This is a genomic window from Corynebacterium glyciniphilum AJ 3170, assembly GCF_007673095.1.
Classification (GTDB): Bacteria; Actinomycetota; Actinomycetes; order Mycobacteriales; family Mycobacteriaceae; genus Corynebacterium.
The window spans coordinates 1-14,121 of record NZ_VDYZ01000006.1; the positions used below are offsets into that span (position 1 = coordinate 1).

At 66.0% G+C, this 14,121-nt stretch carries 10 protein-coding genes; 3 read left to right on the forward strand and 7 right to left on the reverse strand.

Features of this window, described 5'->3' with window-relative positions; all coding sequences use genetic code 11:
• Positions 1-301 precede the first annotated feature (301 nt).
• Genes FS507_RS06870 through FS507_RS06900 form a run of 7 tightly spaced genes read right to left on the reverse strand, consistent with a single transcriptional unit; the run spans position 302 to position 6,895 of the window.
• Positions 302-1,537 carry a hypothetical protein gene (locus FS507_RS06870; protein ID WP_145942062.1) on the reverse strand — a complete coding sequence of 412 codons (1,236 nt, stop codon included), beginning with the start codon at positions 1,535-1,537 and terminating at the stop codon, positions 302-304.
• Entirely contained in the window at positions 1,530-2,414 is an 885-nt protein-coding gene (locus FS507_RS06875; protein WP_145942063.1) for an ATP-binding cassette domain-containing protein, read from the reverse strand. Before FS507_RS06875 ends, FS507_RS06870 begins: the two co-directional genes overlap by 8 nt.
• A complete protein-coding gene (locus FS507_RS06880; RefSeq protein WP_145942064.1) occupies positions 2,414-3,496 on the reverse strand; it encodes a hypothetical protein in 1,083 nt (360 codons plus the stop codon). The genes FS507_RS06875 and FS507_RS06880 overlap by 1 nt, the downstream gene beginning before the upstream one ends.
• Positions 3,497-3,501: 5 nt before the next feature.
• Positions 3,502-4,413, reverse strand: a complete 912-nt coding sequence (locus tag FS507_RS06885) for an ATP-binding cassette domain-containing protein (protein WP_145942065.1) — start codon at positions 4,411-4,413, stop codon at positions 3,502-3,504.
• 39 nt (positions 4,414-4,452) lie between these two features.
• The gene (locus tag FS507_RS06890) at positions 4,453-5,613 is read right to left on the reverse strand and encodes a hypothetical protein (protein WP_145942066.1); all 1,161 of its coding nucleotides are present in this window, start codon (positions 5,611-5,613) and stop codon (positions 4,453-4,455) included.
• Positions 5,610-6,524 carry an ATP-binding cassette domain-containing protein gene (locus FS507_RS06895; protein WP_145942067.1) on the reverse strand — a complete coding sequence of 305 codons (915 nt, stop codon included), beginning with the start codon at positions 6,522-6,524 and terminating at the stop codon, positions 5,610-5,612. The genes FS507_RS06890 and FS507_RS06895 overlap by 4 nt, the downstream gene beginning before the upstream one ends.
• Entirely contained in the window at positions 6,521-6,895 is a 375-nt protein-coding gene (locus FS507_RS06900; RefSeq protein WP_075812671.1) for a GntR family transcriptional regulator, read from the reverse strand. The genes FS507_RS06895 and FS507_RS06900 overlap by 4 nt, the downstream gene beginning before the upstream one ends.
• 197 nt (positions 6,896-7,092) lie before the next feature.
• Here FS507_RS06900 and FS507_RS06905 point away from each other — a divergent pair, with 197 nt between their 5' ends.
• The 3 genes from FS507_RS06905 (at position 7,093) to FS507_RS06915 (ending at position 14,026) form a co-directional block, all read left to right on the forward strand.
• Positions 7,093-8,385: an NYN domain-containing protein gene (locus tag FS507_RS06905; protein WP_145942068.1), complete on the forward strand. Its 1,293-nt coding sequence runs from the start codon at positions 7,093-7,095 to the stop codon at positions 8,383-8,385.
• 105 nt (positions 8,386-8,490) lie between these two features.
• A complete protein-coding gene (locus tag FS507_RS06910; protein ID WP_145942069.1) occupies positions 8,491-10,488 on the forward strand; it encodes a galactan 5-O-arabinofuranosyltransferase in 1,998 nt (665 codons plus the stop codon).
• 91 nt (positions 10,489-10,579) lie between these two features.
• Positions 10,580-14,026, forward strand: a complete 3,447-nt coding sequence (locus FS507_RS06915; protein ID WP_145942070.1) for an arabinosyltransferase domain-containing protein — start codon at positions 10,580-10,582, stop codon at positions 14,024-14,026.
• Positions 14,027-14,121 lie beyond the last annotated feature (95 nt).

Sequence of the window (14,121 nt, forward strand, 5' to 3'; positions counted from 1 at the left end):
CCGGTGCGACAAAAAATACTTGGTTTGTTACGCTATTGAGTTCTCAAACAACACACGCACACACAACCAACACACCGACCACCCGGTCAGCACATCTCTTGCATGGCAGGCCCTGAATCCTACGACGACCCAACCAGATTCGCAAATCCGATCCCGCGTCCCTCGCGCCCTCAGGAAGCAACGAAGCCTTACGTAGTCCGTCAGCGCCGTTGTCCTCCCGCACTCTGTACGGTGTCGGTCGCTCTGACTCGCATTAATCTACACACCCCACACACACGACACAAAACACCAGGTCACAACGTCACTGTCGCACGGTGAGCCCGAAGTAGCTCTCTACTCCACTCCGCCGACCAACCTCGACCGCACTCCGGGACCGATGGAACGCCGCCACTACACCAGCCGTCCACACAATCACCGCAAGAGAACAGAGAGCCACGGTCCACCCGTGTAGCGCTGCACCGAAGCTGGAGGTGAGCCAGACCAGTAGCCCCGCATTGACGGCCAGGACGACCGACGCGACCAACCGTTTGCCCGCGAATCTTTCCGTCACAGTGATGGAAAGGACACTCGTCGTCATCGCTGCCGTCATCAGCCCGTACGAAAGGATGATCGAGACCACCGTCACCCAGTCACCACCTCCCGTAGGCTGCAGCATCGGCATCTCACGCCGCCACCCGATCGTGTCGAGACCACGTTCAAGAAGCCAGGCCACCAGGTACACCGCCAGGTACGCGACCGGGATGATCCACATACTTTTCATCACCGCACGCTGCCAGGTTTTCGGGGCACCGCCGTACACCGTCCACACCTCGGCCGCTCTCTCAGCGTGCACCACCCGGGAGAAGACCGTCGTCAAGACGAGAACGATCGTCAGGACGACGCCGATTGTTCCCGGGTCGATGTCGAAGAGCGCCCGTGCGAGCACCTGCCCGGGCACCATCACCAGGAAGAAGGCCACGATGGTACTGACGGTTCCGCACCGTGCCATATGCTGCATCACCAGCAGATGACCACGAGGCCGCTGTGCCAGTCGGGCCCATTCGTCGTTACCGATCAGAGAGCTCGAACCTTCCACACCTCCCCGTCGGATCCTCCCGAGGCCCACCAGGATGCTGACGAGCGACATGATCACGACGATCGCACCAGCCAACCAGTACCGGGGGCCGACGTCGATGCCACGGAACAGCCACACACTCCACATCACGCCGATGCACACCAGATAGAGGACCGTCCCTGCCATGATCGACGCAATGACATGTATCTGCTGGGCTCTCCGCCCCAGTCCCAAAGCGCGAAGGTGAGTACCGGGCATCGTGAATGCCGAGGTCGTCGGCGCACCGACGAGGCCGAACAGAACCGCCGTCAGGGTCAGTCGGGTTCCGCTCATGTCGTCGACGATCACGATGTGCACGATCAGCAACAGCCCCACTGGAATCCACCGGCTGGCCGCCTCAGTCCTGAACTGAGCCAGGCAGACTGCGAGATGGGTGCGTGCCGAGATCCCGCCGATGTGTGACGTTCCGGTTGCCTCATTCATGGGGGCACCCCCGTACGAGCACCGTCTCGGGGAGATCGGCATTCTGGATCTGGACGTCCAGTCCGTCGGCGGCCCGAAAGAGCCCGGATGTGTCTGATCCAAGACCCAGAACGACACGACGGGAGCCTGCCACTGACTCGTCCCGCAGGACGGAACACGTCACGCCAGCGAGAAGCTCTTCGACGGCACTCGTCGTCCCGGTGGCCACCACGGTGGATGACACCAGATCGTCGACATCGATGACCTCGGTTATGCGTCCGTCATCGATGAAGATCACCGAATCGAGGAGTAACGACGCATCCTCCACCTGGTGGGTGGAGATGATGAACGTTCGCGCCCCCTCGGCGTCCCGGTCGATCTCGTCGAGGAGTTCACGGTAGAGGATATCCCGGTTCTGGACGTCCAGCCCCAGGTAGGGCTCGTCGAGCAACGTCATCTCTGTCCGCGCCGCCAGTCCCATGACCACGCCCACCAGTGTCTTCTGGCCACGCGAGAGGGCGTCGAACCGTACCTCGAGGTCAAGTCGGAAGATGTGCTGCAGGCGGCGTGCATAGGCGCTGTCCCAGGTGCCCCACCGTGCTGCGGCAAGGGCGAGCAGGGTCCTGACTTTCATCTGACCGGGGTAGGGGACGTCCGCTCCGGCGAGGATGATGCGGTCGAGGACGGGTTGGTTGTCCCGGACCGGCTCACCTCCCAACATGACTTCGCCTTCGACGGGAATCTGTCCGGCCAGGGCACGCAGCAGCGTTGTCTTCCCGGCACCGTTGGGGCCGACCAGCCCGTGCACCCGCCCCTGTGGGATATCGCAGGTCACGCCGTCAAGCGCGAGGGACGTGCCATAGCGTTTCTTTACGTCACGTAGCGAGAATGTGGCCATCACAGTGCTCCTTGTCGTTGGTAGTAGGTACCGTCTCGTCCAATGAACGGTCCCGGTCGGTGTAGAACGTCCCCCTTCCTCGCTTTCCTGCAACTGCTCCGCAGCGTAACGACTGTAAGCACAAGGAGCCCTGAAATAACCAGCAACACCTGCCGGGGCGATTCAGCGAGTTCAGGCCGGGCCAACCAGGAGAACCCAAACAACGGCATGAACAGCAGGCCAACAACGCCGCCGTTCCCCGCCATACTTCCCCGGACGATAAGTGCGGCCAACAAGAACAGCATGGCGGCGACAAGTACGGCGCGATTTCCCGGTGCTGAAGTCTCATGCCATCCGCTGTCCAGCCCGGTGAAAGTCGCTGTCAGGACCCATGTAACGGCGATCACGGTGACAAGGAGTACCGCGCAGACATGCGCGTGAGTTAACCAGCGGGAAGCCGGAGCTCCGACCGTCGTCCATCCACGATACCCACTGGAGAGAACGTTCAATGCAATCGGAACCGCCATGGCAGTTACCGCGAAAGCCGGGCCTATCACGGTAATGTCTTCGAGGAACATGCTTGCAAACCAGGTCAGCAGAAGAATCACCACCGACACTGAAAGCGCCAGCACTGACACCGGGAAGTAACCCAATCGCAATGGCAGTGGCCCCGGGACACGCGGCAACTGAAATGACGGGGTCGGTCTACGAAATCCGCCTCTACCTACCATGTCATCGCCGCGCACTACAGGCCATACAGTGACAGATAGACGAAGCAGAACAGCAAGGTCGGCGATCAAGATGCCGACCAGCCCCCACGGTCCGGCCCCGGTGGAAGTCCATAGTCCGAGGAAAAGGAGGACGACAACATGGACCGCAACAAATGTGTCGGTGATCCAGAGACGTACCGGTATCCCGAAAGCGCGGTACCTGGAGATAGATGGCACAGCCATCCACAGAGCAATTCCGCTGAAAAAAGCAGTGAATCCCACTGCGGCTACTCCGCCATCGAGCTGAAGTATCGGCATCTCCACCAGTAGCATCAGGATAATCAGGAGTTGATCCGCTTTCGGATACATCTGCAGACGAGTGCTGAACGCCACGCCACTCATGATTCCGGCTCCCCGGTCAAGGCGATCACAGCGTCCTCCGTGCCGAGACGTTCTCGGGTGACCCCGTCCCAGTGTGGCAGCGTCCCACCGTTCAGGTCGACGTCCACAGACATGCTGCCGGCGACGTCCCGCATGGCGGTCAGACGTATGTCGGGCATGCCCCTCACCTCGTCCAGCACGTCGGTCATTCTCGAGGTGCTCCCGGTGAGGCGGACGACGCGGTCGCCGAGATCGGCGCCGTCGATGTCATGGGAGAGGTAGCCGCCGGCGCCGAGGATGAGCAGCCGGTCGACGATGCGTCCGGCGTCCGCGAGCTGATGGGTCGACAGGACGATACAGCGGGGGTCATTCTCCTGGACCTCGGCGAGCACCTCGTAGAAGAGGCGTCGGTTCTGGACGTCCAACCCCGAGTACGGTTCGTCCAGCAGGGTCAACGGGGCGCGGGACGCCAGTCCGACAATGATGCTCACCAGTGACCGCTGCCCGGTCGACAATGACGACATCCTGCCGAACCGTGTCACCCCGAACCGTCCTTGAAGGTCGCTGGCCAGACCGTCATCCCAGTACGGGTACCGCGCGGCTGCGACGGAGAACACCGTGTCGACAGACCATTGGGGCGGGTAGAGGACATCGACGCCGGTGAAACACACCTGGTTCATGACCGCGGCATTGTCGAACGGTGGTCTGTCGGCAACAGTGACCGTCCCGCCGGTCTCGCGGAGTTGCCCCGCGAGGATTCCCATCAGGGTGGTCTTCCCGACGCCGTTGCGTCCGACGAGCCCGACGATGCCTTCCCGCGGCAGGTCGACCGTGAGTCCCCGGAGGACGCGGCGACTGCCGAAGGACCGGTCGAGGTTGTCCACCCGGACAAGCGGGTCCGGGAGGGTGGTTCCGTGTGGTGTCTTCATGGTGGTGTCTCCCTGTCAGGTTCTTGGTCAGCTTCCTGGTCAGCTTCCGAGTCGGTTGCGTCGCATCCTTGGCCCACCGATGATGCTTGTCATGGTCCAGTCCGGTTGTCCGAGGAGTGCTTTTCCCCTGGCGTAGGAGACGAGACACCAGGCAAGTAGGACATTCCCTGCCAGTGCAATGAGGTTCGGCCACAAGGCATCGGACGTCCCGAACCCGAAGCCACCGACGATCCCGAAGACGAACCCGAAACCGATCAGCCAGGCGATCGCAGTGCCCCAGTCTTCGTAGGACACGCTGACGGCGAAGGCCGCTGCTGCGACTGCGCTGGTCAGGACGACACCGACGTAGATGGCGAGACGGACGGGCTCGGTGGAGACGTGGGGATTCACTTCTGCCAGCTGATAGGAAAACGGCAGGGCCAGCACTAGCTGCGGTACGGAGATTGCGGCAAGGGTATGGAGCACCCAGGCCCGTCGTGACAGCCCGACGGCCATCGCAGTCGTGCGACCGGCGGCGACGACCGGTGCTGTGATCAGTGAGGCGACCAGGAAGGAACTCGTGACGACGGCGGGAGCCTGGTTGTCACCCTCGTAGGTCCTCCAGACGAGGATCACAAGTACCGTCACCAGCGCGGTCAGCCCCACCGGCTGGTACACAGTCCGCCAGGCGACGGGCCCACGCCGAGCGAGAAACACGCGGTAGTGCAGTGGCGTACCTGTGAAGCGCACCCCGGTGCCGACCGCCCGTCCAGACAGGACGTGGCGGTGGTGCCAGAACACCAGGGCCAACACGCCGGAGATGGCCAAGGCGGGCAGGACCGGCATCCACACCGGGACCTGTTCCGCGTCGTCCACCGGTCGGACCACGGCCCACACCGGCCAGGCGAGGTGGATGACCGCCACAAGGGCGACGAGCATGCCGTGGTCGACCATCCACTGCCGCATGGACAGCTCCACTACCCGGTACCGTGCCGGGTTCGGCAGCAGCATGAGGACCGACAACGCAGGGAAGAAGATCCCTCCGGTGACGGCCGGCCATGGCTGCCACCCGCGGTGGAACTGCACCAGCGTGGAGGATGTGAGGAACGCCAGCACCACGATGAGCAGCAGGAAGACCAGTGTGGTGCTCGGCGGACGGTCGGCACGTAGACGCTCCCACGGTGAGCGCATCGTCGTGGAGGTCAGGGGCGGGTGGCTCACGGCGTCTCCCCTCCCGTCAGCTGGACCACGGCCTCCTCCAAATCAACCGGCTCGGCGGCGAGGTCGGACAGCTGTCGAGGGAGAACGTCACCACCAGTGCGGTCGCTCCCCAGATCCACGACTGCCCGGCTCGCCCCGGCCATGTCGCGCCGTTCGAGCACAGTGACGCCCGGCGCGTCGGAGATCAGGGCGTCCACACGGGCCTGCGAGCCGGTGATCCGGTAGAAGCGGCCGGAAAGGTCATCGGCGTCGATGTCGTGCATCAGTTGTCCCCGCTCAAGCACCAGCACCCGGTCGACGATGCGTTCCAGGTCCGGCAGGTGGTGGGTCGAGATCACCACGAGGCGGGGATCGGCCTCCACCGAGTCCATCAACTCGCGGTAGAACAGCCGCCGCGTCTGTGCGTCCAGCCCCACGTAGGGTTCGTCGAACAACGTGACCGGCGTGTGGGAGGCGAGGCCGACGATGATGCCGACCGCGGTGCGCTGGCCGCGGGAGAGTGCACCGTAGGTGGACGTCTCCACCAGACCGAAGGCGTCCCGTAGGCGGGCCGCCTCGTCCGAGTTCCAGTGCGGGTATCTCCGGGCGAAGAGGTCCAGGATCCCCTGGACCGTCCAGGACGGTGCGTAGTCGATGTCGACCCCGGTGAAGCTGGTGTTCTCCAGGACGACGGCATCGTCGAAGGCGTCACGTCCACCACTGGTGACCGTCCCGACGGACGGTTTGAGCTGGCCGGCAAGCAGCCCGAGCAGGGTGGTCTTCCCTGCACCGTTGCGTCCGACCAGGCCGACGACGCCGTGGTCGAGTTCCAGCGTGAGCGGCCCCACCACCGGTCGTGTTCGTCGGCGGCCTGCCCCTCCGGCGGTGACCCACGGGTAGGACATTTCTGCGTCGGTGAGGGTGATGGTCATGAGTACAGTCCTCTGCTTTCTGCGACCTGGTCGATCAGCCGGTGGACGTCGTCCCGGGGCAGGTCGAGTTTGATCGCCTCGTCCACCAGGGGTGCAAGGAAGTCGGCGGCGAAGGCTTCCCGGCGACGTGCCGTGATCCGCGCCCGGGCCCCGTCCTCGACGAACATGCCCAGGCCGCGTCTCTTGGCCAGCACGCCACGCTCTGCGAGCAGTGTCAGTCCTTTTCGCGCGGTGGCGGGGTTGATGCCGTGGAAGGCGGCGAGCTCATTGGTCGAGGGGGCGCGGTCGCCCTCCCGAAGGGATCCGTCGACGACGGAGTCCTCGACGAGTTCGGCGATCTGCCGGAACAGCGGCGACGTCGTCTCGTCCACGGCCCACCTTCTTCCCGTGCCTAGGTTTACTGGTTAGTTACTCCTGTAACCAACCATCGCACAGGACGGTTTTTCTGACAAGGGCACCACGACCCGCTGCCACCTGCCCACCGAATGACCAGCACACCTCTCCATGGGCCGCACACCTGATGCACACTAGGGGGAACAACCGACAAACTTTTAGTGAGGACTCTCCGATGCTCGAACGAACCCTGATCTACGTCGACACCTCTTACCTGCTCGCCAGCTTCTACAACGCCTGGGAGACCGGCGCCCGCGCACAACTCGAGATTGACCTGCCCGAGGTCGTCAATGTGCTGGAGAGCCGCGTCGTCGATCAACTGAGACAACCCGTCTACCGGCAGAACTGGTACGACGGTCTCCCCGATTCCGGCCCGCACCGGTACCAACGTGCCCTGCGGTCCTGCAACGGAGTCCAGCTACGGTCCGGCCAGCTCATTGAATGGGGCGACCGTCGTACCCAGAAAGCGGTCGACACCCGTCTCGTCGCCGACATGGTCATCAGTGCCATGTCCCGCGAGGTCACCGACATCGTCCTGGTCTCCGGCGACGCCGACATGCTTCCCGGGGTGGAGGAGGCCGTCTCCCGCGGGGTCCGGGTGCATCTCTACGGCTTCGGGTGGGACTCGATGTCGGCAAACCTGCGCTATTCCTGCGACTCGACCACCATCCTCGATCCGCGGGAGGACTTCGCCGACTGCATGCGCCTGCAGATCCTCGAAGGACCCCTGAAGACCGGGGCAGCCGGGGCCCAGCACAAACCCATCGGGGACGCCGAGCCCGTCGAAGATCTCTCCGGGACGTGTGCCGTCCCGGACGTCCGTCGCAGGCCCGCCACTCCCGCCACGGAAGACGCCGGCAGCCAGGGCGACACCGAGACCGGTACGGGCGCCGACGACGCGACCGACGCAGCACCGTCCCCTGCCTCCATGCCGGCCCGCGGCCCGTCGCTCTCCCAGTCCACCGACCACGCCCCGGCGGCAGTCTCCCACGAGAACCCCGTCTCACCTGCCGCAGACGGCGAGGACGACGAGGACGACGGGGACGACGGGGCTCCCGGAGACACCGGAGCCGCCACAGCCACCGGCGGTTCCGACACCTCCACGTCCCCCGCCTCGCCGGCCGACCTCGCCACGTCCCGCCCCACCCCGGCGATGATGGCGCCCCGGCGGCGTCTCCGCAGCCGTTACGTCCCGCTGCCCACCGAGGTGTGGCAGTCCGGCGGCCAGCAGAACCCCTTCGACATCGGTGAGCAGTACGCCGTCTGGTGGTTCCAGCACGCCGCCACCACGGAACAGCAGGACGGCGCCCACGTGCTCTGCGGCGGTGGCCTGCCGCCCGAGGTGGACCGTCCGCTGCTCCAGTTCGCCTGCGAGACGCTCCACGAGTACACGCTGACGGAGTACCAGCGCGTGAATCTGCGTGACGGCTTCCACTCCGGGATCCGCGGCATCCTGCTCAACCGCTAACTGCGCCCCCGCACCGGTGGGGGTGCCGGCAGGGTCGGCACCCGGCCAGCCACCTCCCAGTCACCCTTCACCCGGTATTCACGCCGACTGTGAGAAAATGCCGACATGACCGCCCCCTCCACCGGCCTCACCGGTACCGACGCCGCATCCCGCCCCGACCGTTCCGGTCGCGGGTTCCTCTCCTTCTGTGGGCAGGTCGTGGGCTCCGGGGTCCTCGCCGCCGTCGTCACACTCGCGGCGTGGTTCGTCCTGTCACGCACGAACCTGCCGGCCTATGCATCGTCGAACGTGACCAAGGCCCTGGCCAGCGCCGGTGGAGTGATCGTCCTCGTCGTCGTGGCTCTGGTGCTCTACGCGGTCCTGCACTCCCGGACCCCTTTCACCGACTGGCCGCGGTGGCGTCGGGCCGGAACCACCGTGCTGTGCTGGCTCGCCCCGGCGGGCCTGGTCATCGCCGCCCTTGCCATACCCCTGGCGGCGACGCGTCTCTACCTCGACGGCATCAGCGTCGACCAGGCGTTCCGTACCCAGTTCTTCACCCGGATGACCGAACAGCCGGGCTTCGAGGACATGGCCTACCTCGGTGAGCCGAGCTTCTACCCCCGCCTGTGGTTCCTCACCGGAGGTCTCTTCGCCAACGTCCTCGGCCTCGCCGGGTGGGCCGCGTTCCAGCCCTGGTCGTTGATCACCCTCGCCGCGACCGGATCGGTGCTGGTCCCGGTCTGGCGACGTCTCACCGGATCGCTGCCCCTGGGAACGGTCATCGCGATGGTGACCACTGCCGTCGTCCTCTACACCGCCCCGGAGGAGCCCTACGCCGCCATCGTGGCCTTCGGCATGCCTGCCGCCGTCGTGCTGGCCGGTCGTGCCGTGCGTGGTTCCCGACTCGGCATAGCCGGCCTGGTGGTCTTCCTCGGACTGTCGGCGAACCTGTACACGCTCTACACCGGGATCTCCGCGCTGACTGTCGTCGTCATCGCCGTCGTCGTCGCCTGGCGCACCCGCGCGATCCAGCCGCTGATCCGGCTGGCCGTGATCGGGGTGGGGTCCATCGTCATCGCCCTGGTCGGCTGGGCACCGTACGGCCTGGCGCTGCTCACCTCGGAGAGCGGCGCCAGCGGGCGCGCCCAGCACTACCTGCCGCAGTCCGGTACGGAAGTCCCCGTCCCCTTCTTCCACGTGAACCTCGTCGGCGCACTCGGCCTCCTCTGCATCGTGTGGATGGTGCTGAGGTGGAAGCGTAGCCAGGTCAGGGCACTGCTCGCCGGGCTGGTGGTCTGCTACCTCTGGGTACTCGCGTCCATGCTGACGACCTTGACGGGCACCACGCTGCTGGGCTTCCGCATGGAACTGCCGATCTCCCTGCTCCTGGTCACCGGCGGCATGATGGCGCTCAACGACCTGCGCATCAACGGCATCCGACGCGCCTACCCCCAGTTCGTCGGGCCGGACGCCGCACCGAAGGTGACCGCCGTCCTGGCGATCCTGCTGACCTTCGCCGCGGCAACCCACGTCATCAACATCCCGCTGCACCTGCGCCAGCACATCGACCTCGCCTACACGGACACCGACGGCGAGGCCCAGCGCGGCGACCTCTTCCCCGCCGACTCCACCGTCTACTACGCCGACGTCGACTCCTACATCGACGAGACCCTGGGCCTCGGGGGGCAGCGCGCCGGCACCGTCGTCCTCACCGACGAACAGAGCTTCATGGCCTACTACCCGTACCACTCCTACCAGGCGATGACCGCGCACTACGCCAACCCGCTCGGACGGTTCGAGGACCGTAACGCCGAGATCGAGAAGTGGACTGAGATCACCGACCCCACGGAGCTCACGGACGCAATGGACACGGCGTCCGACGAGCAGGGGTGGGCAGGCCCGGATGCCCTGGTCCTGCGTGGCCAGGCCGCCGACGCCACCGGTGGAGAGGGTGGGGACGGCGATCCGGACGGCCGATTCTCCTACCGCCTGTCCGAGGACATCTACCCGAATGACCCGAATGTGCGGTTCACCACGATGTCCTTCCACGCGTCGGCCTTCTCGGAGGGGTGGGACCTGGAACAGATCGGCCCCTTCGTCGTCGCGGTGCGCCAACGGTAGAGACCGACTGTGACCGACTGTGACCGGCTGTGACAGACACGGCCTGCCACGGCTTAGTCCTCACCAGACTCCTGCCGTAACATGTGCTGCTATGTCACGAGTCGAACACGATGCCACCGACGAGGTGTCCGAACAGGCCCCTGAGACGAACCCCGATCGCACGACAGCGGCCGGTGTCGACCGGCTCAAGGCGATCGCCGTCCTGTCGGGCATCGCGGCACTCATCCTGTTCTGCCTGACCCCGCTGCTCCCGGTCAAGCAGGAACAGTCCAGCTTCTCCTGGCCCCAGGGTGGAGACCTCCGTAGCGTCGACGCGCCGCTGATGTCCTACCATCCGGAGAACCTGGACATCACCCTGCCGTTGTCCGAGGTGCGTGACCTCAACGGCAACCAGACCACCGTCCTGTCCACCGTGCCGGAGGGCGCGGAGGAGGCGACGCTGCGCGGCATGTTCGTCCGTTCCACCCCGGACGGCCTGGACGTCGTGGTGCGCAACTCGGTGGCACTGTCGGTCGACACCGACACCCTCGAGAGCCTCCCGGACGGCGCCCAGCTGCGCATCACCTCGGACTACGAGGAAACGCGCGCCTGGATCCCCGACGCCACCGACGAGGACGGTAACCCGCTGGAGGGCGGGTTCGGCGACGACATCCGCCCCATGCTCACCGGCATCTTCACCGAGATGACCGACACCCCCGAGAACACCCAGGCCGCCGTCGACGCAGGCCTGCGGGTGGACGTCACCGTCGACTCGCGGTACACCTCCACCCCCAGCGGCATCAAGATCGCCGCGATGGTCCTCGGTGTGCTGTTCATGGTCGTCTCCCTGTGGGCCCTGCACCGCATGGACATCCTCGACGGGCGCACACGCACCCGGCGTCGGTTCCTGCCCGCCAACTGGTGGCGACCACGCTGGCTCGACGGCGTCGTCGGCGGCGTCCTCGTGGTCTGGTACTTCATCGGCGCGAACACCGCCGACGACGGATACCTGCTGACCATGGCCCGCGCCAGCCAGGAATCCGGCTACATGGCGAACTACTACCGGTGGTTCGGTGTCCCGGAGTCCCCGTTCGGCGCCCCCTACTACGACCTGCTGGCGTTGATGACGCACGTCTCCACCGCCTCGGTGTGGATGCGGCTGCCCGTCCTGATCGCCAGCCTGCTGACGTGGATGCTCCTCTCGCGGGAGGTGCTGCCGCGTCTGGGCGCGAAGATCGCCCAGCGCCAGGTGGCGCACTGGACCGCCGCGGCGGTGTTCCTCGTCTTCGCGATGACCTTCAACAACGGTCTGCGTCCCGAGCCGGTCATCGCCCTCGGCGCCCTGCTGACCTGGGTCTGCATGGAGCGTGCGATCGCCACCGGACGCCTGCTGCCCGCCGCGGTCGGCGTCATCGTCGCCTCCCTGTCGCTCGCCGCCGGCCCTACCGGCCTGATGGCCGTCGCCTCGATCCTCGTCGCGCTGTCGGGACTCGTCCGGATCGTCATCCGACGACTTCCGCTGCTCAACGCCGGACGGGGCAGCTCGAAGAAACGGGTCACCGGCGCCGTCGTCGCCCAGATCATGCCGTTCTTCGCCGCCGGCACCGCCGTGCTGATCTGCGTCTTCGGCGACCAGACACTGAGCACCGTGATGGAGTCCATCGGCGTACGCGGCCCCGTCGGCCCGTCCCTGTCCTGGTACGAGGAGCCCCAGCGCTACACCGAGCTGCTGAAACAGACCGTCGACGGGTCCTTCCCCCGGCGGTTCTCCGTGCTGATGATGCTGCTGTGCCTGGCCGTCGTCGTCGCCTCGATGCTGCGCAACCGCCGCGTCCCCGGCACCGCCCACGGCCCGGCGCTGCGCATGACCCTCGTGGTCGTCGGCACCATGTTCTTCATGACCTTCACACCGACCAAGTGGACCCACCACTTCGGTGTGTACGCCGGCATCGCCGCCGGTCTCGCTGCCCTGGCTGCCGTCGCCGCGTCGACCATGGCCATGCGCTCCGCGCGTAACCGCATCGTCTTCCTCGGCGCCTGTCTGCTGCTGTTCGCCTTCACCCTCGCCGGGACCAACGGCTGGTGGTACATCTCCAGCTTCGGCGTGCCCTGGTACGACAAGCCCATCCAGCTCGCCGGCTTCGAGATCTCCACCGGCATGATGGTGCTCGCCGTCATCGTGATGTTCATCGGCGTGGTCATCGGCTTCCTCAACGACATCCGTGAGGCCAACGCCACCACCGACGCAGAACTCAAGGAAGTCGACCGTCGCGAAGCCGCCCAGGCGCAGCGCTTCACCGGCGTGGCCGCCGCGCCGATCGCGGTACTCACCGCCATCGTCGTGCTGTTCAACCTGGCGTCGTTGGGTAAGGGCTTCATCTCCCAGTGGCCGTCCTACTCCGTCGGCAAGGGCAACCTGACGGCACTGGCCGGGAACACCAGCGGCATGGCCGGGGACGCCCTCGTCGAGTCGGACACCAACGACTCCTTCCTGCAGACCGCCGACGGCACCGACTTCGCCGACTCCCTGGTCGGCGACAACTCCCGCGGGTTCGGGGAGAACAACATCCCCAACCGTATCCAGGAGAGCTCCGACAGCTCCGACGCAGGATCCTCGCCGCAGACCTCCGCCGTCGACACCAACGCCTACGGCTCGAACGAGGACGAGGACATCACCGACACCGGCCCCGGCGGCGGCCTGAACGCCCGCGAGGGCGCCAACGGCTCCTACGCCCAGCTGCCGTTCGACATCGACCGCAACCAGGTCCCCGTCATCGGCTCCTACACCGACGGCCTGCAGCTCCAGGCCGAGACCACCACGTCCTGGTACACGCTGCCGGAACGCAGCGACGATTCGCCGCTGCTGATCATCTCCGCCGCCGGTGAGGTGTCGCACCTCGACATGAACGGGGTCCGCCAGTACGGCCAGGAGCTGAAACTGCAGTACGGTCGCAGCACCGGAGAGGGTTCCGGCTCTGGCTCCGATGACTTCGAGGTCATGGGCGAACTCGAGCCCCTCGACATCGGCACCGCGCCGCAGTGGCGCAACCTGCGCTTCCCCATGGACCAGATCCCGGAGGACGCCGACGTCGTCCGCATCCACGCCGCCGACCTGAACGTCACCCCGGACCAGTGGCTGGCCTTCACCCCGCCGCGCGTCCCCACCCTGGCACCGCTGGACGACGTCATCGGCGACGCACCGACGCTGCTCGACTGGTCCGTCCCGCTGCAGTTCCCGGCACAGCGCCCGTTCAGCCACTACGCCGGTGTCGCCGAGGTTCCGGAGTACCAGATCTCCCCGGAGCACGACGCGAAGAAGGCCCATGCTCCCGTGATGGACTACTACGGCGGCGGCGCCGGTGGGCTGACCCAGATGGTCACCCACGGCACCGAGATGTCGACCTACCTCGACAACGACTGGCAGCGCGACTGGGGTGTCGTCACCAAGCTCACCCCGTTCGCCTCCAGCACCGGCGAGGAGCCCAAGACAGTCGACCTCGACATCGAGACCGAGAACCGGTCCGGCCTCTGGTCACCGGGACCGATGCGCCTGAGCTGAGGGGCGTACACCCCGTAACGACGGTTTCTGTCTGAGATCGACGGCGAAGTGCCCACTTCGCTCCCGGATCCGGACAGAAACCGTCGTTGTGTCTC

Bases quoted from the DNA above. Each gene is read 5' to 3' on its own strand.
- FS507_RS06905 (WP_145942068.1), top strand. From the start codon at position 7,093: ATGCTCGAACGAACCCTGATCTACGTCGACACCTCTTACCTGCTCGCC.
- FS507_RS06895 (WP_145942067.1), bottom strand. From the start codon at position 6,524: ATGACCATCACCCTCACCGACGCAGAAATGTCCTACCCGTGGGTCACC.
- FS507_RS06910 (WP_145942069.1), top strand. From the start codon at position 8,491: ATGACCGCCCCCTCCACCGGCCTCACCGGTACCGACGCCGCATCCCGC.
- FS507_RS06870 (WP_145942062.1), bottom strand. From the start codon at position 1,537: ATGAATGAGGCAACCGGAACGTCACACATCGGCGGGATCTCGGCACGC.
- FS507_RS06885 (WP_145942065.1), bottom strand. From the start codon at position 4,413: ATGAAGACACCACACGGAACCACCCTCCCGGACCCGCTTGTCCGGGTG.
- FS507_RS06915 (WP_145942070.1), top strand. From the start codon at position 10,580: ATGTCACGAGTCGAACACGATGCCACCGACGAGGTGTCCGAACAGGCC.
- FS507_RS06875 (WP_145942063.1), bottom strand. From the start codon at position 2,414: ATGGCCACATTCTCGCTACGTGACGTAAAGAAACGCTATGGCACGTCC.